General features: G+C 41.8%; 22 protein-coding genes, 1 tRNA gene and 1 riboswitch. Of the genes, 21 read left to right on the top strand and 2 right to left on the bottom strand.

What is annotated here, in order from left to right; translation table 11 throughout:
• The first annotated feature begins 9 nt into the window (after window positions 1-9).
• From R2B77_RS01685 to R2B77_RS01660, 6 genes are all read left to right on the top strand, one after another.
• Complete coding sequence (locus R2B77_RS01685) at window positions 10-783, top strand: electron transfer flavoprotein subunit beta/FixA family protein (RefSeq protein WP_203246737.1); 774 nt, start codon at window positions 10-12, stop codon at window positions 781-783.
• Window positions 784-851: 68 nt separating this feature from the next.
• On the top strand, window positions 852-1,826 hold the full coding sequence (locus R2B77_RS01680; protein WP_203246738.1) for an electron transfer flavoprotein subunit alpha/FixB family protein: 975 nt from the start codon (window positions 852-854) through the stop codon (window positions 1,824-1,826).
• Window positions 1,827-2,047: 221 nt separating this feature from the next.
• Window positions 2,048-3,292, top strand: coding sequence for a DUF438 domain-containing protein (locus R2B77_RS01675; protein ID WP_203246739.1), 1,245 nt, complete (start codon window positions 2,048-2,050; stop codon window positions 3,290-3,292).
• Between the two features lie 87 nt (window positions 3,293-3,379).
• Window positions 3,380-3,694, top strand: coding sequence for a thioredoxin (gene trxA, locus R2B77_RS01670; RefSeq protein ID WP_203246740.1), 315 nt, complete (start codon window positions 3,380-3,382; stop codon window positions 3,692-3,694).
• A 74-nt stretch (window positions 3,695-3,768) separates the two neighbouring features.
• Entirely contained in the window at window positions 3,769-5,562 is a 1,794-nt protein-coding gene (uvrC, locus tag R2B77_RS01665) for an excinuclease ABC subunit UvrC (RefSeq protein ID WP_203246741.1), read from the top strand.
• A 47-nt stretch (window positions 5,563-5,609) separates the two neighbouring features.
• Window positions 5,610-5,788, top strand: a riboswitch (Lysine riboswitch).
• A 92-nt stretch (window positions 5,789-5,880) separates the two neighbouring features.
• The gene (locus R2B77_RS01660) at window positions 5,881-7,107 is read left to right on the top strand and encodes an aspartate kinase (RefSeq protein WP_203246742.1); all 1,227 of its coding nucleotides are present in this window, start codon (window positions 5,881-5,883) and stop codon (window positions 7,105-7,107) included.
• 36 nt (window positions 7,108-7,143) lie between these two features.
• Here R2B77_RS01660 and R2B77_RS01655 read toward each other — a convergent pair whose 3' ends face one another.
• Complete coding sequence (locus R2B77_RS01655; RefSeq protein WP_203246743.1) at window positions 7,144-7,560, bottom strand: YslB family protein; 417 nt, start codon at window positions 7,558-7,560, stop codon at window positions 7,144-7,146.
• A 225-nt stretch (window positions 7,561-7,785) separates the two neighbouring features.
• On the opposite strand from R2B77_RS01655, the gene R2B77_RS01650 reads away from it, so the two are divergent.
• From R2B77_RS01650 to R2B77_RS01590, 13 genes are all read left to right on the top strand, one after another.
• Window positions 7,786-8,394: a succinate dehydrogenase cytochrome b558 subunit gene (locus tag R2B77_RS01650; RefSeq protein WP_203246744.1), complete on the top strand. Its 609-nt coding sequence runs from the start codon at window positions 7,786-7,788 to the stop codon at window positions 8,392-8,394.
• 182 nt (window positions 8,395-8,576) lie between these two features.
• Complete coding sequence (gene sdhA / locus R2B77_RS01645) at window positions 8,577-10,331, top strand: succinate dehydrogenase flavoprotein subunit (RefSeq protein WP_203246745.1); 1,755 nt, start codon at window positions 8,577-8,579, stop codon at window positions 10,329-10,331.
• Between the two features lie 5 nt (window positions 10,332-10,336).
• Complete coding sequence (sdhB, locus tag R2B77_RS01640) at window positions 10,337-11,116, top strand: succinate dehydrogenase iron-sulfur subunit (RefSeq protein WP_203246746.1); 780 nt, start codon at window positions 10,337-10,339, stop codon at window positions 11,114-11,116.
• A 202-nt stretch (window positions 11,117-11,318) separates the two neighbouring features.
• The gene (locus tag R2B77_RS01635; RefSeq protein ID WP_203246747.1) at window positions 11,319-11,762 is read left to right on the top strand and encodes an acyl-CoA thioesterase; all 444 of its coding nucleotides are present in this window, start codon (window positions 11,319-11,321) and stop codon (window positions 11,760-11,762) included.
• Between the two features lie 73 nt (window positions 11,763-11,835).
• A complete protein-coding gene (locus R2B77_RS01630; RefSeq protein ID WP_203246748.1) occupies window positions 11,836-12,057 on the top strand; it encodes a helix-turn-helix domain-containing protein in 222 nt (73 codons plus the stop codon).
• A 360-nt stretch (window positions 12,058-12,417) separates the two neighbouring features.
• Window positions 12,418-12,825 (top strand): MarR family winged helix-turn-helix transcriptional regulator, encoded by a 408-nt coding sequence (locus R2B77_RS01625; RefSeq protein ID WP_212391298.1) that lies wholly within the window; start codon window positions 12,418-12,420, stop codon window positions 12,823-12,825.
• Between the two features lie 9 nt (window positions 12,826-12,834).
• Window positions 12,835-13,629 (top strand): glutamate racemase, encoded by a 795-nt coding sequence (gene racE / locus R2B77_RS01620; protein ID WP_203246750.1) that lies wholly within the window; start codon window positions 12,835-12,837, stop codon window positions 13,627-13,629.
• A gap of 99 nt (window positions 13,630-13,728) precedes the next feature.
• Window positions 13,729-14,487 (top strand): ribonuclease PH, encoded by a 759-nt coding sequence (gene rph, locus R2B77_RS01615; RefSeq protein WP_203246751.1) that lies wholly within the window; start codon window positions 13,729-13,731, stop codon window positions 14,485-14,487.
• Window positions 14,487-15,089, top strand: a complete 603-nt coding sequence (locus tag R2B77_RS01610; protein WP_203246970.1) for an XTP/dITP diphosphatase — start codon at window positions 14,487-14,489, stop codon at window positions 15,087-15,089. Before rph ends, R2B77_RS01610 begins: the two co-directional genes overlap by 1 nt.
• Window positions 15,090-15,095: 6 nt before the next feature.
• A complete protein-coding gene (locus R2B77_RS01605) occupies window positions 15,096-15,590 on the top strand; it encodes a metallophosphoesterase (RefSeq protein WP_203246752.1) in 495 nt (164 codons plus the stop codon).
• Window positions 15,591-15,665: 75 nt separating this feature from the next.
• A tRNA-Arg gene (locus R2B77_RS01600) sits at window positions 15,666-15,739 on the top strand.
• 349 nt (window positions 15,740-16,088) lie between these two features.
• A complete protein-coding gene (locus tag R2B77_RS01595) occupies window positions 16,089-16,880 on the top strand; it encodes a hypothetical protein (RefSeq protein ID WP_322555621.1) in 792 nt (263 codons plus the stop codon).
• The gene (locus R2B77_RS01590) at window positions 16,877-18,178 is read left to right on the top strand and encodes a glycosyltransferase family 2 protein (protein WP_203246754.1); all 1,302 of its coding nucleotides are present in this window, start codon (window positions 16,877-16,879) and stop codon (window positions 18,176-18,178) included. The genes R2B77_RS01595 and R2B77_RS01590 overlap by 4 nt, the downstream gene beginning before the upstream one ends.
• 472 nt (window positions 18,179-18,650) lie before the next feature.
• Here the strand turns inward: R2B77_RS01590 and R2B77_RS01585 are convergent, their stop codons facing one another.
• A complete protein-coding gene (locus R2B77_RS01585) occupies window positions 18,651-18,827 on the bottom strand; it encodes a hypothetical protein (RefSeq protein WP_203246755.1) in 177 nt (58 codons plus the stop codon).
• Between the two features lie 382 nt (window positions 18,828-19,209).
• On the opposite strand from R2B77_RS01585, the gene nagA reads away from it, so the two are divergent.
• Complete coding sequence (gene nagA / locus R2B77_RS01580; protein ID WP_203246756.1) at window positions 19,210-20,376, top strand: N-acetylglucosamine-6-phosphate deacetylase; 1,167 nt, start codon at window positions 19,210-19,212, stop codon at window positions 20,374-20,376.
• Window positions 20,376-21,101 carry a glucosamine-6-phosphate deaminase gene (gene nagB, locus R2B77_RS01575; RefSeq protein WP_203246757.1) on the top strand — a complete coding sequence of 242 codons (726 nt, stop codon included), beginning with the start codon at window positions 20,376-20,378 and terminating at the stop codon, window positions 21,099-21,101. The genes nagA and nagB overlap by 1 nt, the downstream gene beginning before the upstream one ends.
• Window positions 21,102-21,141: the final 40 nt, after the last annotated feature.

Genomic DNA, 21,141 nt, shown 5'->3' with positions numbered 1-21,141 from the left:
GTCTGTAAAATGAACATTTATGTATTAGTAAAACGGACATTTGATACAGAGGAAAAAATTACGGTAACCAACGGTAAAATTGCTGATGATGGTGCAGAGTTTATTATAAATCCATATGATGAATATGCAATTGAAGAGGCAATTCAAGTACGTGATGCTCATGAAGGTGAAGTTACAGTCATTACGATTGGTGACGAAGATGCAGAGAAACAATTGCGCACAGCATTAGCGATGGGGGCAGATAAGGCGGTCCTTATTAATACTGAGGACGATCTTGATGAAATGGATGAATTTACGGCTGCCAAAATTATCGCTGAATATTTGAAGGATAAAGAAGTGGATTTAATTCTTGCGGGGAACGTCGCGATTGACGGCGGTTCGGGGCAAATTGGACCACGAGTGGCTGAACTTCTTGGCATTAACTATGTGACAACGATTACAAATCTTGAAATCGATGGCACAAAAGTAACAATCGTACGTGATGTTGAAGGGGATTCTGAAACAATTGAGACGGCATTACCTCTTCTTGTAACCGCACAGCAAGGCTTGAATGAGCCGCGTTATCCATCCCTGCCGGGGATTATGAAAGCTAAGAAAAAGCCGCTTGAAGAGCTTGAGTTGGATGACTTAGACCTTGATGAAGATGATGTAGCGGCTAAAACAGAAACAATTGAAGTATATTTACCACCACAAAAGGCAGCTGGACGTGTTCTTGAAGGTGAAATTGCCGATCAAGTGAAAGAGCTAGTCACTTTGCTGAATTCTGAAGCGAAAGTAATCTAATCGGCTTCGGCAAAAAGAGTCTAACAATTAGAACATAACTTTGAATTGTCATAGGAGGGACTTTATAAATGTCTAACAAAGTAGTAGTACTTGGGGAAGCAAGAGAAGGAGCATTACGTAATGTTTCTTTTGAAGTCATTGCAGCCGCTAAAAAGATTTCTGGTGGCGGTGAAGTAGTTGGTGTGTTGCTTGGTGATGCAGTCGAATCATTGGCAGCAGAAATGATTCAATATGGTGCTGATCGTGTTATTACTGTGGAGCATCCACATTTGAAACAATATACATCTGATGCTTTTAGTCAAGCGTTTATGGCAGTCTATGAACAGGAGAAACCTAATGCTGTCGTATTTGGTCATACAGCGCTAGGTAAAGACTTATCACCGAAAATTGCGAGTAAGTTGGCATGTGGCTTGATTTCAGATGTGACAGCTATCGAAGGTGAAGGTGATGCTGCGGTATTCATTCGCCCGATTTATTCTGGAAAAGCATTTGAAAAAGTGAGAAACAAAGAAGGGCTTTTATTTGTCACGGTTCGTCCAAACAATATAGCGCCTCTGGCACAGGATGCTAGCCGTACGGGTGACGTGTCATCTGTAACCGCAGACATTACGAGCCTACGTTCAGTCATTGCAGAAGTTGTCCGAAAATCAACTGAAGGTGTCGATCTTTCTGAAGCGAAAGTAGTTGTTGCGGGTGGTCGCGGTGTGAAGAGCGCGGAAGGATTCGCGCCATTACAAGAGCTTGCAACGCTACTAGGCGGAGCAATTGGGGCATCACGTGGTGCTTGTGATGCAGATTACTGTGATTACTCCCTACAAATCGGTCAGACGGGTAAAGTAGTCACTCCGGACTTGTATATCGCCGCTGGTATTTCAGGTGCAATCCAGCACGTTGCAGGGATGTCAAATGCTAAAGTAATCGTTGCGATCAACAAAGATCCAGAAGCGAATATTTTCAAAATTGCAGATTACGGCATCGTTGGCGATTTGTTCGATGTCATTCCATTGATGATTGAAGAAATTAAAAAGATTAAGTCAAACTGAACATCTAGAAAAAGTCTCCCCAAAAGGGAGGCTTTTTTGTTTCAGACAGAAAGTCTTGTTCCTTAATTATAGTGATAAAGGTCACAAAATTAATTTCCATAATAAATTATACTTAGAATATAAGAAGTTTTAAAAGTGGATTTCTTAAACCGCACTTTCTCCTTTAGCGATTAAAATATATAGCAGTATCGCATCAAAAACTAGACATGAGGTGAAAAATATTGAATATACAATTTGATATAAAAAGAATTCACATCTTCAAAGAACTATTACTTCGTTTCCGTCATGGTGGGTCATCAGAATCGATCCGAGTGGATTTTAATCAATATTTTAAAAATGTGAATGTTGTTGACATATTGCTAATCCAATTGGAATTAATAAATGGTGACTATGGTATTACGATTGAGGATGTTGAGAAGTTTTCTATTATTTATCCTGATTTATGTGGCGGCATAATGAACGAAAAGGAAACTTCAGGCATTTATCATCCAGTTCAAATTTTTAAAGAAGAAATTACTGCATTTCAAGTTGTTTTGAATCAAATCAACCGTCTTTTGGAGTCATTCGAAGTAGATAAACATCAAATTCAGAAGACAGATAGAACAGATGAATTACAGCATCAACTAGTTCGATTAGGCGAATTTCATAACCATTATCATCGGAAGGAAAAGCTCTTCTTTCCGATAATGGAACGATATGGTCACTATTCACCCATAAGAACAGTGTGGATGATGGATGATCAAATTCGTGTCTTGTATCAGGCTGTAAAAAAACAAAGTATTCAACTGTCCGATGAGAATTTTACACGCTTTCGAAAAAGATATGATGCATTCGAAAAGAAGTTTAAGGAAATGATTTTTCAAGAAGAAGCAATTATTTTGCCAATTCTTCGATCTATATTTAGTGAAGATGACTGGTTAGCGATTGCAAATGAAAGTGATGCATTCGGCTATTCAATCATCGAAGCGCCTAAGGGAAAATGGAAGCTGAAATCTGAAGATGTAGACAAAGTCGTAAGTAATACATCAACAACTCAAAATCTAATTTTGGGTGGTGGTGGTTATTTAACGATAGAAGAAGCCCAACTCATTTTTAACAATTTGCCATTGGAAATAACATTTGTTGATAAAAATGATCTATTTAAATACTTCAACAAAATAACAGAAGCATCGGAAATGTTGTTAGTGCGAACCCCAATTTCTATTGGGCGTAGTGTAGCAAATTGTCATCCTCCTAAAAGTCTAAAAAAGGTCATGACGCTAATTCGCGATCTTAAAACAGGAAAACGAACTTCTGAAAGTATGTGGTTTAAAAAGAACAATCAATACATTTATCTTACTTATAAAGCAATACGTAACGAGGAAGGGGAATTTTTAGGTGTTTTGGAATATGTCCAAGATATTCAACCTTTCCTCGAATTGCCCAGTAAAGTAAAAACAGGACTTAGTAAATTAAAAAATTCATGACATTGCAACAAGCAAAGCATATATTTAGCCCGCGCAATAACTGCATGATATACTACGAGCATAGTTAATAAAGGAGGAAATGTTATTATGGCAATTATTAATGCGACGGATCAAAACTTTGCGGAGAATATTAAAGAAGGACTTGTCCTTGTTGACTTTTGGGCACCTTGGTGTGGACCTTGTAAAATGATCGCTCCTGTTCTTGAAGAATTAGATGGCGACTTTGAAGGCAAAGCACAAATTGTAAAAGTAGACGTAGATGACAATCAAGGAACAGCAAGTAACTACGGTGTTATGTCTATCCCAACGCTTATCCTATTTAAAGATGGCGAGATTGTAGACAAAGTGGTTGGTTTCAAACCGAAAGAAGCACTTGCAGAACTAATCGAAAAACACGCGTAATCAAATTTAACTTAATTCAATAGAATAACCGGGTCCTTCATTGGTACCCGGTTTTTTTTAGGTAGGTGACGGATATGAATGAATTGATTGAACAGAAATTGGCGATTTTACCCGAGTTGCCGGGCTGTTATTTTATGAAGGATCGGCAAGGAACCGTTATATATGTTGGGAAAGCGAAAGTATTAAAAAATCGGGTGCGTAGCTATTTCACGGGCAGTCATGATGGGAAAACACAGCGGCTCGTAGGTGAAATTGAGGATTTTGAGTATATGGTCACCTCATCCAATATTGAGGCACTTGTGCTTGAATTGAATCTTATTAAACAGTACGACCCGAAATACAATATTATGTTGAAAGACGATAAAACCTATCCCTACTTGAAAATTACAACCGAGCGCCATCCTAAATTAATCATTACGCGGCAAGTGAAGAAGGATAAAGGGAAATATTTTGGCCCGTATCCGAATGCTTATGCAGCAGGGGAGACGAAAAAGTTATTAGACCGACTGTATCCGTACCGAAAATGTCAGACGATGCCAGATCGTGTGTGCTTGTACTATCATATCGGTCAATGTCTAGCCCCATGCGTCAATGAAGTTGATCAGGAGATTTATAAGGAAATGGTGGACGACATTAGTCGTTTCCTAAATGGCGGCTATAAAAGTGTCAAGAAGGAATTGACCGAAAAAATGTCCTCCGCTGCGGAAAATTTGGAGTTTGAGCGTGCGAAAGAGTATCGGGATCAAATTACAAATATTGAAGCAGTTATGGAAAAACAAGCGATGACAATGAATGATTTTACGGATCGTGATATTTTTGGTTATGCAATTGAAAATGGCTGGATGTGTGTTCAGGTATTTTTTGTACGGCAGGGGAAATTGATTGAAAGGGATGTGTCGCTGTTTCCGCTTTACCAAGACCCTGAAGACGAGCTACTGACATTCATCGGACAATTTTATGGGAAGTCCGAGCATTTGCTACCAAAGGAAATCTTATTATCTCAAGGGGTTGACAGTGAATTGGTTCGTCAGCTTCTGAACGTCAATGTATTTATTCCGCAACGAGGGAAAAAGAAATCATTGGTGGATCTTGCTATTAAAAATGCGGAAATGTCATTGAAGGATAAGTTTCAGCTGATGGAAAGGCAAGAACAGCGAACGATTGGTGCGTGCGAGGAACTGGGTGAGGCGATGAATATAACGATACCGCTTCGCATCGAGGCTTTTGATAACTCCCATACGTACGGGGCTGATCCTGTTTCTGCGATGGTGTCATTTGTCGATGGCAAACCGAATCGCAAGGATTATCGCAAATATGTAACGAAAACAGCTGCTGCGCATGATGATTATGGTGCAATGCGAGAGGTTGTGAGAAGGCGTTATAGCCGTGTGCTGACGGACGACTTACCGTTACCTGATTTAGTCGTCATTGACGGTGGGAAGGGGCATATGGAGGCGGCACGAGAGATTATTGAGGACGAGCTAGGACTTTCCATTCCTATTGCGGGACTGGCGAAAGATGATAAACACCAGACGGCGCAATTGTTGTATGGCAATCCCATTGATATGATTCCGTTAAAAAGAACAAGTGAAGCCTTTTATTTATTGCAGCGGATACAAGATGAGGTGCACCGTTTTGCCATTACATTCCACAGACAACGGCGTGAAACGAATTCATTAACATCTGCGCTTGACGGGTTACCGGGTGTGGGGCCGAAACGTAAGCAACAGTTGTTGAAACATTTTGAGTCGGTGAAAAAGATTCGTGAAGCCTCTGTAGAAGCTTTGCAGCAAGCGGGCTTGCCTGGGGCAGTTGCTAAGGGAGTTGAGGCGTATTTTCGTCAAGAGGCATTGCGAGAGAAAGAGTAATATGATAAAGTAAATGCACTGAATTTTTCACTTACAATTATATATGAAGTGAGGATAGAGGCGCGAATGCTAATAGTACATTTCCGGAGAGCGACAGCTCGGTGAAGGAAATTGAAAGGGGTATTCGCCGAAGCGGACAAATCGACTGTCACGATTGTTTGGCTGGATTTCCATTGAAGAAATGGGAGTCTGTCAGGTATTGACTACCTGGAGAGCTATCCGTACGGAGCATCTCTTTAATGATGTCTCCAATCGGACCCGGCTCTCAACTTATTGAGGGCCGTTTTTGCATACAGGAGAAAGACGGAGGAATGGATAATGGAACGAATCGTAATGAAATTCGGGGGGACTTCAGTCGCGAACCCGGAAAGAATCGCACGTGCGGCGCAGCTTGTAGTAAGGGAAGTGAATAGTGGCAAACAAGTTGCGGTCATCGTTTCGGCAATGGGGAAAACGACAGATGAGCTACTATCGCTTGCGAAAGAAGTGAACTCGGCGGCAGGTCGACGTGAGCTCGATATGCTTTTGGCAACGGGCGAACAAGTGACGGCATCCCTACTTGCAATGGCGATTTCTGGAGAAGGTGTGGAGGCACATTCTTATACAGGATGGCAGGCAGGTGTCCTGACGGAGTCGGTTCATGGCAATGCGCGCATTGAACAGGTACAAGCAGATAGAGTGAGTGCTGCCCTAACTTCGGGAACCGTCGCGGTCATTACAGGCTTCCAGGGAGCTGATATGCATGGTGAATTAACGACGCTTGGTCGCGGAGGTTCCGATACAAGTGCAGTTGCTATCGCTATTGCACTGGGGGCTTCTATTTGTGATATTTACACGGATGTCGAAGGGGTATTTACGACAGATCCAAGACTCATTAAACAAGCTCAAAAGCTTGAGGAAATATCCTATGATGAAATGCTGGAGATTGCGAATTTGGGGGCGGGTGTACTTCATCCACGAGCAGTTGAATTTGCGAAAAACCATCAAATGCCTTTGCGTGTTAGACCGGCTCATATAGAGGGGGAAGGAACGATTATCAAGGAGGAAATTGATTTGGAAAATAATTTAGTTGTGCGGGGCATCGCCTTTGAGCGAGATATCGTTCGGATAACAGTGATGTACAACGTCCCATACAATGGCTCACTTGCCAATATATTCACAGCTCTTGCGGAGCACCATGTCAACGTTGATATTATTGTTCAGACGATTAGAGAGGATGTCCAACCATCTGTGTCATTCTCTATCAAAAAAGAGGATTTTGCCGAAGTGATTAATGTATTAGAATCCAATAAAGAAGCACTCGGTTATAGTCGTGCCGATTTTGAAGTAGGTCTAGCGAAGGTGTCGATTGTTGGCAGTGGAATGGTGTCTAACCCAGGTGTCGCGGCAAGTCTATTTGAGACTTTACGCCAAGTAGACATTCCGATAAAAATGGTCAGTACATCGGAAATTAAAGTGTCTGTCGTAATTCCAGAGCCTGAGATGGAGAAGGCTGTAGCAGCCCTTCATGAACAATTTGGATTAGATGCAGTAAAAGGAAAATGAAAAAAAGAGATGTAGCCACCACGGCTACATCTCTTTTTAAACGCCAATTTTAGTTTTGGTATCCCATTTCACTTGGAATGTAACGCGTCCTTTTTTGGGTTGCGCTTCTCCGTAGCATTCAGTCAAAAGTCCGTTCAATTTCTGATACTGTTCTGCAAGAAAGCCTGCTTCTAGTTGAAAAGATCTGTCTTGGATATTTATCTCATCGCCCATAATCATTGTGAAAAAGGCCTCATCTTTTTGCATTTTTTCGAGGGAAAGAATTCCCCATCCTGCCTCTTGAAAGAACATTGGAAGCTCTTCAACGCTAAAAACAGGAAATTTCCTTGCGACTTCTTTTCCTGCCCAATAAAGAATATCACCTTGGTGAGTACCTAAAATACTAGGTAAGACATGGTCGCGTAAAAGGTCATAGCCGAAATGAGTCGGCGAAAGATTTGTATTATTTTCCAATCGTCTATGCAATCCTTTCGGATGAAAATAAGTGAAATACTTTTAATATAGAAGTAATATGTTCGTAACAAAAAACCACATCATCTTGACCTCTTTAAAACAGAGGAGTACAATGGACATGTTCTAATATTGTACCACGAAGAGGGGAACCGTCAATGATTGCTTCGTGTCTAAACGATGACAACACTGATTTGGTAACCTCAGTAATAAGGGAGGGTAAAAGACTTGTCGAGAGAATCAGATTTTTACTTGCGCCGTCTTCATTCATTGCTCGGAATTATTCCGGTTGGACTTTTTGTTGCCCAACACTTGGTCATTAACCACTTTGCAACACGCGGCGAGGAAGCATTCAACACTGCATCTAACTTCATGGGGAGCTTACCATTCGTTCTATTTTTAGAATGGTTCATCATCTACATCCCACTTATGTTCCATGCGTTTTACGGCCTGTACATAGCTTTCACAGCAAAAAATAACGTACAACGCTACGGGACTTTCCGTAACTGGATGTTCATGCTACAACGCGTTACGGGTGTATTCCTTGTAATCTTTATCGCATGGCACGTCTATGAAACAAGAATTCAGAAAGCATTGGGTGCTGAGGTAGACTTCAATATGATGGCTAACATCTTAGACAACCCATTCATGTTGGCATTCTACATCGCGGGTGTTATCGCGGCGACGTTCCACTTGGCGAACGGTCTTTGGTCATTCCTAGTGACTTGGGGGCTGGCACAATCACCACGTTCACAAACAATCGTCACATACGTTACAATCGTAGTATTCCTAGTGTTGGCTACAATTGGCGTTCAAGCACTACTTGCATTTGTTTAACTTGAATTAGCAGAAGTTCTTGCTAATTCAAGTTAAGCCTCCGGCGGATGTCACAAATTTTGAAGGGAGTTAATTGCGCAAGCGCAATTCAATATTTGGACGCAATTACGCCGAGGCGTAATTGATTTGAAATATGATTGATTGAAAATGAGATCACTGATAATTTGAGGAGTGAAACAATAATGGCAAAAAGCAGATTGATTGTCGTTGGCGGCGGTCTTGCAGGCCTAATGGCAGTCATTAAAGCAGCGGAGGAAGGCACACCGGTTGACCTGTTTTCACTTGTCCCGGTTAAACGTTCCCACTCTGTATGTGCACAAGGCGGCATTAACGGTGCAGTAAACACGAAAGGGGAAGGTGACTCTCCTGATATCCATCTAGATGATACTGTCTATGGCGGTGACTTCCTCGCGAACCAACCACCTGTTAAGGCGATGACGGACGCGGCACCAGGAATCATTCATTTATTAGACCGGATGGGCGTTATGTTCAACCGTACACCTGAAGGATTATTGGACTTCAGACGTTTCGGGGGTACACTTCACCACCGTACTGCATTCGCGGGTGCAACAACAGGACAACAGCTGTTGTACGCACTAGATGAGCAAGTGCGTAGCCATGAAGTGGCTGGTCTTGTAACGAAATATGAACACTGGGAATTCCTTGGTGTTGTTCTAGATGAAGACGGCGTTTGTCGTGGTATTAAAGCGCAAAACCTTAAAACGATGGAAATTAAAGCGTTTAAAGGCGATGCGGTTATTATGGCAACAGGTGGACCTGGAATTATTTTCGGGAAAACAACAAACTCTGTTATCAATACAGGCTCTGCGGCTTCTATCGTTTATCAACAAGGAGCTTACTACTCAAACGGTGAGTTCATCCAAATTCACCCAACAGCAATCCCAGGGGACGATAAACTGCGTCTTATGAGTGAATCTGCACGCGGTGAGGGTGGACGTGTTTGGACATATAAAGATGGTAAGCCTTGGTACTTCCTAGAGGAAAAATATCCAGCTTACGGAAACCTCGTACCACGTGACGTTGCGACACGTGAAATTTTTGACGTCTGTGTCAATCAAAAACTAGGTATCAATGGTGAAAACATGGTGTACTTGGACCTTTCACACAAGGATCCAAAAGAGCTTGATATTAAGCTTGGTGGAATCATCGAAATCTATGAGAAATTCACAGGTGATGACCCGCGTAAACTACCGATGAAAATCTTCCCGGCTGTTCACTATTCAATGGGCGGATTATGGGTTGACTATGATCAAATGACAAACATTCCAGGTCTGTTTGCGGCTGGAGAATGTGATTATTCACAGCACGGTGCAAACCGTCTTGGTGCGAACTCGCTTCTTTCGGCAATTTACGGCGGAATGGTTGCAGGACCAAACGCAGTTCATTACATGAAAGGCTTGAAGCGTACTGCTGAAGAACTTCCATCGACTATTTTCGATGCAGCAGTTGCAGAAGAGCAACAGAAGTGGGATGACACGCTTAAAATGAATGGTACAGAGAACGCTTATGTCCTTCACAAAGAGCTTGGCGAATGGATGACAGATAACGTAACAGTCGTTCGTTATAACGACAAACTGCAACAGACGGACGATAAAATCGTAGAACTTCTTGAGCGCTATGAAAACATCAACATGACAGATACGCAACAATGGTCTAACCAGGGTGCGACATTTACGCGTCAGTTGAAAAACATGTTGTACTTAGCACGTGTTATTACACTAGGGGCACTGAACCGTGATGAGAGCCGTGGCGCTCACTACAAACCAGATTTCCCGAACCGTGATGACGAGAAATACATGAAAACAACGATGGCGAAATTCGACGGACAATCTGCTCCAATCTTCCACTATGAAGAGATTGATGTGTCCCTAGTAGCGCCACGTAAACGCGACTACTCCGCGACGAAAGGAGAATGACGTAAATGAGCGAGCAACTAACTGCGACGAAAACAGTAGTATTTAAAGTTCGTCGTCAGGATACAGCTGATTCTGCTGGATATTGGGAAGAGTTTGAGTTGGAATACAGACCGAATATGAACGTTATTTCTGCTTTAATGGAAATTCGTCGTAACCCGGTCAATAAAGAAGGTAAAGCAACGACTCCGATTAACTGGGACATGAACTGTCTGGAAGAGGTTTGTGGGGCTTGTTCAATGGTTATCAATGGCCGTCCACGTCAATCGTGTACAGCACTTGTTGACAAATTGACTCAGCCAATTACACTTGAACCGATGAAGACATTCCCAGTCGTTCGTGACTTGATTGTCGACAGAGAGTTTATGTTTGATTCTCTGAAGAAAATCAAGGCATGGGTTCCAATTGATGGGACGTATGATCTTGGAGAAGGTCCACGTATGCCTGAGCGTAAGCGCCAATGGGCATATGAACTTTCTAAATGTATGACTTGCGGTGTTTGTCTAGAGGCGTGTCCAAACGTCAACGACAACACGAATTTCATGGGTCCTGCATTGCTATCACAAGTTCGTTTGTTCAACACGCATCCAACAGGTGCTATGAATAAAGACGAGCGTCTAGCGGCATTGATGACAGATGGTGGAATTGGTGAATGTGGTAACTCACAAAACTGTGTAGTCGCTTGTCCAAAAGGCATTCCTTTGACTACATCCATCGCTGCTATGAACCGTGCGACAACTGTACAAATGTTTAAAAACTTCTTCGGAAGTGACCATATGGTAGACTGATTTTGGTCTTAACTCCGCTTTGGCATTACGCCTGGCGGGGTTTTTTTGTCATTTAAACGAAAAGCAAGCAGTTCTTTATTTGTATATAGATGTTTGGTAGAATAAAAGAATGAACATTCATTCATTTAACATATTATGCTGTAAGTGAAGCGGCGGACACAAATAGGCCGAGGCGTAATTGATGAGAAAAGGGGTTTTATTGATGAGAGCAACTTACATAACAGATGCAACAACATGGGCATCGGAATTTACATTTTCTGTACCGGTATCCGTGCGATTCTCGGAAACAGACATGTATGGACATTTGAATAACACGGTGGCGTTTGCTTATTTTGAGTATGCGCGAATTGAGTTCTTGAAGAAAGCAGGCTTGATGAATGATTGGTTGAATCCTGAGGGCGCTACGATACCAGTTGTGGCAGATTTACAATGTGATTATTTACAACAGGTCTTTTTCGATGAAGCACTAGCGATTTATGTTAAAGTAGCCTCGATTGGTAATAGCTCGATGGATATTCATTATATGGTGAAGAATGCCAAGGATGACATAGTCATCACTGGGCGAGGCTCGATTGTTCAAATTAGTAGGGAAACAGGGAGAGGTGTTCATTGGACTGATCAAGAGAAGTCGTTGTTCGTTAATTAAATGATCAAGTAGCCGGCACAGCCAACCTTGTCTTCACATATTTTAGAGTGAAAGTGGATAGGAGGGGCGCGTCTTGACAGAGGAATCAAAAAACCGTTCATTGCTAACGGCAAGGGAACGAGAAATCTTTCATCTGCTCGTTGACGATCATACGACAAAAGATATCGCGGGACGGCTCGGAATCAGCGAAAAGACTGTTCGGAACCATATTTCGAACACGATTCAAAAGCTAGGCGTTTCCGGCAGGGCACAAGCCATCGTCGAATTATTGCGACTAGGCGAGTTACAACTGTAATCCAATCTCACGTAGCAGCTGTGTGACCTGTCATTAACAGGCTTTTCGCAGCTGTTTTTTTTGTGGTTTCCTTTAAAATCCCTTAACATCGGCTGGGTGTTTTATCTTGAATTAGTGGGTCTTTGAACATCCACTGAATGAAATGTATAACAAATATCCATCTTAACACCTATAGAGATGGCAGTCTTCTGTAGCTGACGCTTCACTTTCAGTACAAACACATTTGCCGATTCAAGATAAAATGTATTGCCTTAAACGCGAAAAAGGGCGACAATAGACAAAGTAATCTTTTTCAAGGAGCTGGTTTAGTTGACGGAACAAAGCGATTTGCCTAAACACTATTCGAGTGAAGTGGCGAGTATGGAGAAGGATTTAAGATATATTGCAGCAATTATTAAGCAGCAGGGACGTAGAATTCTTAGTAACTATACAATTACGCCGCCCCAGTTCATTGCATTACAGTGGTTATTTGAGCACGGCGACATGACCATTGGTGATTTGTCGAACAAAATGTTTTTGGCATTTAGTACGACGACTGATTTAGTAGATCGAATGGAAAAAAATAATTTGGTGAAGCGAGTTCGTGATGAACAAGATCGCCGTGTAGTTCGGATTCACTTGTTAAGTGAAGGGGAGCGTGTCATTGAGGAAGTGATTGATAAGCGCCGCGTTTACTTAGACGAGGTATTGGCAGATTTTGAAGAGGGAGAAGTGAAGGGGTTTTCTAATCTACTTAGAAAATTACATCAAGAGATGAAAAAGGATTGAGGGATTTGAGTGGAAGCACCCATAGGTGTAATTGATTCGGGTGTCGGCGGATTAACCGTTGTCAAAGAAATGTTGAAACGACTACCGAATGAACCTATTGTCTACATAGGTGATGATGCGCGATGTCCATATGGACCGCGGTCAACGCAAGAGGTCCAAGAGTTTACAATGGAAATGGCTACTGCACTGTCTAAGATGGATATAAAAATGCTTATCATTGCGTGTAATACTGCAACGGCTGTAGCGCTAGATGAAGTTCGTGAGCATTTTCCGTTCCCAGTTATTGGCGTTATCGTACCAGGTGCCCGAGGTGCAGTAAAGGCGTCAAAAACGGGTAAAATTGCAGTACTTGGAACAGTAGGAACGATCAATAGTCATGCATACGATGATGCAATCCGTACATTGTTGCCAAATGCGACGATTCATCCGCTTGCGTGTCCTGACTTTGTTCCAATTGTTGAAAGTGGGCTGTATAAGTCAGAAAATGCGAGTGGCGTTGTGAAGAAAGGGCTTGTGGGGCTTGCGGGGAAGGATTTTGATGTGGCCATTCTAGGGTGTACGCATTATCCGCTCGTGCAGCACCATATTCAAGCGCATTTACCGAGCAAGGTTCAAATTATTTCATCGGCAGTGGAGACAGTGTTTGATGTTGAGCGTATTTTGTTGTCAAAAAATATCACGCGTGATGACAGTAGCAAAGTCGCTCCAATTTTTTATACGACTGGGCAGACGCAGCAGTTTTTGTCGATTGTTGAGGATTGGTTAGCGATTAAAAAGCCCGATGTTAGACATATTATGTTGTGAAACAGCTCGAAATGCCCGCTATCGGGTATTTCGAGTTTTTACGCATATGAAATAGGTTATGATAAGATGGATACGCAAAATGAATGGTGGAGGATTTTGATGACGAGACATGATGGGCGAGTGGCTGATATGAACAGGCCAGTACTAATTGAAACAAATTATTTAATGCATCCTGAGGGATCTGTGTTAATTTCAGTTGGAAATACAAAAGTAATTTGTACGGCGACGATAGAAGAGCGCGTTCCCCATTTTTTACGTGGGAGTGGTAAAGGTTGGGTGACGGCGGAATATTCCATGCTGCCACGTGCTACTGGACAGCGTACACAGCGTGAGTCTTCAAAAGGTAAGGTCGGTGGGCGTACGATGGAAATTCAACGTCTTATTGGGCGTGCACTACGTGCTGTGACTAATTTAGAGGCGCTTGGTGAACGGACGATTTGGATTGACTGTGATGTAATTCAAGCGGATGGAGGAACACGTACAGCGTCGATTACAGGTGCATTTGTAGCAATGACGATGGCAGTTGCGAAATTGCATGAAGTGAAAGGATTAGCTGTTTTCCCAATTGCTGATTTCTTAGCGGCAACGAGTGTCGGGAAGACGACGGAAGGCGAGCTAATACTCGACCTCGATTATGTCGAAGATTCATCGGCTGCCGTTGATATGAATGTTGTGATGACTGGTGCAGGTGCGTTTGTGGAGCTGCAAGGAACTGGTGAGGAGTCTACATTCACGCGTGATGAAATGAATGGGCTAGTGACGCTTGCTGAACAAGGGATACAGCAGTTGTTTACGGTGCAAACAGAAGCGCTTGGTGCGATTGCCGCGTTAATTGGGATAAAAGAGGTGGCTGAATGATGAAGGAAGTACTCATTGCAACGAATAATGCTGGGAAAGCAAAAGACTTTGAGGCACTGTTCGGACCATTTGGTGTACACGTATTAACGTTGAATGATTTGGATGAGGCAATTGACGTTGAAGAAACGGGTGTCACATTTGAAGAAAATGCGATTTTAAAAGCAGAAACGGTTGCTCGCTTGCTTGGCAAAGTCGTCATCGCAGATGATAGTGGACTTGAAATTGATGCACTGAATGGCGCTCCTGGCGTTTATTCTGCGCGTTATGCGGGTACGGAGAAGAGTGATGATGCCAATATCGATAAAGTGCTTAACGAGCTTGAGACGGTGCCTACAGACGGTCGTACAGCTCGATTCCGTTGCGTGCTTGCTGTTGCAGGTCCGGGTATTGAAACAGAGACGTTTTCAGGCAGTTGTGAAGGTTTGATTCATACGGAGCGAAAAGGAACGAATGGTTTTGGCTACGATCCAATCTTTTATGTTCCGCAGCAGGAGCGCATGATGGCTGAATTGTCGCCTGAAGAGAAGAGCTTGATTTCACATCGCGGGTCTGCGCTAGCGAAGTTGAAAGTGAAGCTACCGCAATTTATGGAGGGTAGGTGATCACGAATGAAACTAGTTGTCATGAGTGATTCGCACGGTGATAGGGAAACGGTGAAAGCCGTTTCTGCATTGCCTGCGGATGCTATTTTTCATTGTGGAGATAGTGAATTGTCATTTGACGATCCGGTCTTGCATAACATGTATAGAGTACGTGGTAACTGCGATCGCGATAGACAGTTTTCACCGTCCGTTTTAGTCGATGTACAGGGGAAAAAGATCTTAGCCGTTCACGGGCATGAGCATGATGTGAGGTCATCATTGATGGGGCTTTATTATAGTGCGAAAGAGCTTGGGGCTGATGTTGTGCTGTTTGGTCACTCGCATTTGTACGGCGCGGAGATGAAAGATGGGATTTTATTTTTAAATCCGGGAAGCACTGTTCAGCCACGCGGCGGTAAAAAAGCAACGTACGCCGTTGTAGAATGGGAAGAAACAGTGCGAGTATTATTTAAAAATATGCAGCATGAAACGGTTGATGAAAAAGAAATAAAAAATAGTTAAAAATAGCGTTGACTTTTGTTACAATAGAATTTATACTAAAGCTTGTCCTTAAGGATAGAAAGTCTTTAAGCGCATGTCTCAGTAGCTCAGCTGGATAGAGCAACGGCCTTCTAAGCCGTCGGTCGGGGGTTCGAATCCCTCCTGGGACGTACAGTAATAAAATAGGGTTCATTTGAAAAATACCTGAAACATTGTTAATTCGATGTTTCAGGTATTTTTGTTTTGTGGAGAAATTTAGTTAGCATTGGTTTGGTTTTGAAAAGTTATTACACAAATTTTACAGATGATTCATACCTTCATTTCCCTGGATGCAGGTGATTATTTGAAGTCGATTAAAGAAGTAACTTTCTACAAGACTCTACCTGTGTCAAATAGCTTTACTTTTAATCATTTTAAATACTGGGTATTGCAGTAATTCTGAGTACAATGAGAATCTGGAAACTTTTACTGAATGATGTTTTTAAGTCTGCGGATAAGGGAATGCAAACAAGGAGGGTGGTGATTTTAGTGAAGGGTCTTATCAAGTGGAATCTTTTGAAAATGCCTGTTGCATCAATCATTTGGTTGGTTACTGCGTGGGCAATGCTCTATGTATCATTCGATAAAGTATCATCCTACTATTACATTGGTTTTGGATTACTTTCAGTACTGTTTTTCATCGTTACTGATAGAACGGCATTTTTTTACTATGTTACGCTTACTCTAGTGACGGTATTCTATTTTCTTTTTCTTGCATTTAAAGATGGATGGGGTCCTTTTGAACAGGCTATTGGTATCGGCTTGCACTTTGCATTTTTATTACATCTCTTTGCACTATATAGTCTGTCTAAGTATGTTTACCAGTTTAGGAGTGAAAATCAAATACTAAAGACTCGAATTCTTCAACTAGAAGAATATATTTTACGTGAAGGGATATTAACCAAACGAGAATTTGAAAAACAAACGACATTCATCCTATCAACAATGGCAAGGAGGGAAGAAACAGGTTTTTATATACGCATCGATTTTTCGCAAATGAACAGGACTGTTCGCAAGCGTCTACTTCTTACTTTGGCTGATATATTATATTCCGTCTTGCGTAAAAACTTCGACTTGGTTGGGCAGTATGATGATAAAACACTTGTTGTGTTACTGCAAAATACAGACGAGCATGGGTATGAAATAGCTAAGGGACGCTTATTGAAAATAGTGTATGACCAGTTGGAGGAAGGGGTCATCGAAAAAGTTAAGTGGTCGATATATAAGATTGATGGCCAAAAGCGGTTGGACGAACTGGAGGTGTTAGAATGAACAAGAGGGTGTTCATTTTGATTACGGCCTTTATTTTATTCATTGCAGCTCTTATTGGTGCATCTATTTTTAATGTGAAGATGCTATTATATTTCACGACTGCATTGTTTATGACCCTGTTGTCCTATTATTCTATCTTGACACTAGCAGGAATCTACAATCGTTTGAAAACGAAGATAACTCCAGTGTTGGATTTTTACCCAGGCGTCGATATATTAATACCCGCACATAATGAAGGAATCGTGATTAAAAACACTATCGAAGCGATGATAGCTTTAGAATATCCCGGTGAACTGCAAATATACGTACTAAATGACAATTCCTCCGATGATACAGGGGAAATTGTTGGTGCTTTCGCAGAAGTGTTCCGTAATGTCCACCACATAAAGGTGCCGGCAGGAGATCCCCGAGGTAAGTCGAGGGTACTTAATTATGGGTTAAGTATTTCAAAAAACAAATATTACTGCGTTTACGATGCAGATAATCAACCTGACCCACAGGCGCTTATAAAACTTGTCGCAATCAGTGAAACAAACCCGAAAGCAGCAGGGGCTGTCGGATATGTCCGCACATTCAATGAATCCGCAACCTGGTTGACTCGGATGATTTCAATTGAATTTCAAGTATTTCAATTGCTTATGCAATCAGGCAGGTGGCAACTGTTTAAAACAGGGTCACTGACTGGAACCAATATGTTAGTGAAGCGTTCTGTTATTGAGGAACTGGGGGGATATGATCCGTACGCCATTGCTGAGGATGCGGAATTGACTTTACGGATTACACAAAAAGGATATTATTTACCAATCGTCCCTAATTCAGTCACATGGGAACAAGAGCCAGAGACATTATCGGTCTATTTGAAACAAAGGACAAGATGGTTACAGGGGAATTTATACATTGTGGAGAAAACGTTGACGGAACCGGATTATTTCAAAGGGAAGCTACTTGTACATTCAATACACCAGTTGCTTGTCTACGTCGTATTTTGGCTTTTCTTGATTATTTCTTATGTATGGTTCGCTCTCGGAATCTTTGATTTTTTTCATATTGAGCACACATATCCGCTTTTGTTCATCTGGTATCTAGCTTATGTTGTCTACACAGCGCAACTGTTCTCTGCTCAAGCGGTACAAAAGACCTTCTCGCCAATCAACATTTTTGTCAGCGTCATTATGTACTTCACGTATGCACAATTATTCACCTATTTATTCGTGCGCAGTTTCGTCCTTTACATCAAAGCCAAGAAAAAACGTCAAATGATTGGATGGGATAAAACAACGAGATTCAAAGTGAAATGAGGAGACAGGCTGAATTTGAGTATCCATGAATCACTCTTCAGCAATTATCTTCAAAACAAACGAATTCTTCATTCTGCATATGTAAGCCAATTTCATAATCGCTCCTATTACAAGTAAAGACGAACAATAAAATCTTATCATTTTATTGTTCGTCGATATGAAAGACTAATCTCGTTGATTGTAGCATAAGGTGGCGACTCCATTGAAAGCCGTCACAAGGAGCGGCTTTTGCAAATAAAAGCGAAGCGTTGAGAGCAAGATGCCTTAATTTCTGTAAAAAACGCAGGAATACGGCAAATCGAACCCAACACTGTTCGATTGGTTCAAGCCGTGCCCGTGGAAACGTCTGCCTGAAGCGAAATCAACATGCACATTTTATTTTTTAATAGTATTATTATGAAATTGATTTATACAAAGTCCCATTCTTATTAAACCAACCCGTTTGTCGAAGCGCAAAAGAGTCTCATTAAATTTAAGGCATATTATTGTGATCAAAACGTCCTACTTCTCGGAGAGCATCTGCTCCCGCTCTGTTCTGATTTAATGACTTTTCCTTTTCACTAAAATTAAATTTCCGCCCAGTCAAAAAATCCACAAGGTTGATGACTACAAGAAAAGCTACAATAGAACCCCAGAAAATCCAATGCATAGCATTCCCTCCCTTTTCAATATAAATGATTACAGCGATAAGTATGTACCACTTATACCATGTTTTTTATCATCCTAAGAATCCAAAAAAGTCAGTCGTAAACACCGAAAGTAAAAATAATGATACTATCCCTAATTGAATAGCGTTAATTAATATACGTAATGATCGAGTTAAAAGTTTCAATTATCTCACTATTTCAGTAATCAATTCGTCGTCATATTGAATGGATAATCGGTTGTTTTACATTGTACATAACATCCGATTGGTCTAGATAACTATACCAACTAGGTGTATAGTGGAAATGAAGTTTTATAAGATTACCGATATTAAAGTAGGGAATACTTTGATTACTTTTCTAGTTTGTCATAAGGAGGAAAATCCAGTGGGAAAATCGTTATTAATTTCAAATATTACGATTGCAGATGCAAAAAAATCACAATTTATAGGTGATGTCTTCGTAGAAGATGGTAAAATTAAAGAGGTTGCGGCTTCTATTGCGGCGGTGGCAGATGCTCATATTGATGCGACGGGTAAAAATTGGACTGTGGTCCCTGGGTTTATAGATGTGCATATTCATGGAGCGTCCAGCTTTGATACAATGGATGTGACACCAGAGGCGTTGAACGGATTTGCAAGTGCACTACCACGTGAAGGCACAACGAGTTTTTTAGCGACGACGATGACGCAGTCAGACGAAGCTATTTCCGCTGCGTTACACAATGCGAGTCTTTTTACTGCGGATGAAACGCAGGCTGAGATGCTAGGGGTTCATCTGGAAGGACCTTTCGTATCGACAAAAAGAGCAGGTGCACAGCCGGTTGAGCATATGATTGCACCTTCTTCGGATCTCTTTAACAAGTGGCAAGAACTTAGTGGCAATCGTATTAAACTTGTGACGGTTGCGCCAGAATTAGAAAATGGGCTTCCATTTATTGAAGAGGTGACCAAGAGTGGTGTCGTAGCGTCTTTGGGTCATACGGATGCAACATCAGACGTTGTGCATAATGCGGTTAAGGCTGGTGCAAATCATATTACACATCTGTACAATCAAATGAGCCCATTCCACCATCGGGAACCTGGTGTTGTGGGAGCAGCTTTTTTAGAGGATGCGTTAATGGTTGAATTGATTGTAGATGGAATTCACAGTCATCCAAAAGCAGTAGATTTGGCGTATCGTCAAAAAGGGGCTAGTCGTATTATACTCATAACAGATGCGATGCGCGCGAAAGGTTTGCCGCCAGGAACGTATGACTTGGGTGGGCAAGACGTTGAAGTGACGCATAACGACGCACGCTTGCCAGATGGCACGCTTGCGGGTAGTATCTTAACGATGGAAAATGCGGCGAAAAACATGAAGGCAATGACAAACTGTACATTGGCCGAACTCGTTGCCATGACATCTACCAATGCTGCAAACCAGCTCGGTCTTGTCAATAAAGGGAAGATTGAGGCAGGTAAGGACGCAGATCTTACAATCGTCGACGAGGACTGGAATGTTCAGTTGACAATTTGTAGAGGGAATCTCACATATTCGAAGGAGGAAGTATGATGAAAGTTTTAGTATTTGATAATTATGATGAAGCAAGTGCACAGGCAGCTCAATTAGTGGAGGCACAAGTTCTTGAAAACGCTCAATCCGTTCTTGGATTAGCAACAGGTTCAACACCAATTGGCTTGTATAAAAACCTAATCGAAGGTGTGAAGACGCGTGGCGTTTCTTATAAAAATGTGAGTACGATTAATCTTGATGAATATATTGGTTTGCCAACAGATCATTCAGAAAGTTACCATACATTTATGGCTGAAAACCTATTCAACCACATTGATATTGCGATTGACAATACGTATGTGCCGAATGGGATGGCTGTTTCGCCAGAAGAGGAATGTGTGCGTTATGAAGAAATTATTGACCGCGTAGGTCCGATTGATTTACAAATCCTTGGAATTGGTACAAATGGCCATATCGGCTTTAACGAGCCGGGAACAGATCCGGAAAGCTTGACGCATGTCGTTGAACTAGTGGCGTCTACACGTGAAAGCAATGCGCGTTTCTTCCCATCCATTGACGATGTGCCAACACATGCTGTCACAACCGGCATTAAATCTATTTTAAAAAGCAAGAAAATCATTTTAATCGCTTCAGGAGCAAGCAAAGCGGAAGCTGTGAAACAATTGCTGAGCAAAGAAATTTCGCAAGATTTCCCAGCCTCTTATTTATGGAATCATGACGATGTAACGTTAATTGTCGATCAAGATGCCTATAGCTTAGTCTGACTTCAGTAACTCATGTTTTGAGAAAATTGTTATAAGTCCC

It is taken from the genome of Sporosarcina beigongshangi (assembly GCF_033485195.1).
Lineage (GTDB): Bacteria > Bacillota > Bacilli > Bacillales_A > Planococcaceae > Sporosarcina > Sporosarcina beigongshangi.
The sequence above is the reverse complement of the archived record's forward strand: the minus strand, read 5'-3'. Positions and strand labels throughout refer to the sequence as shown.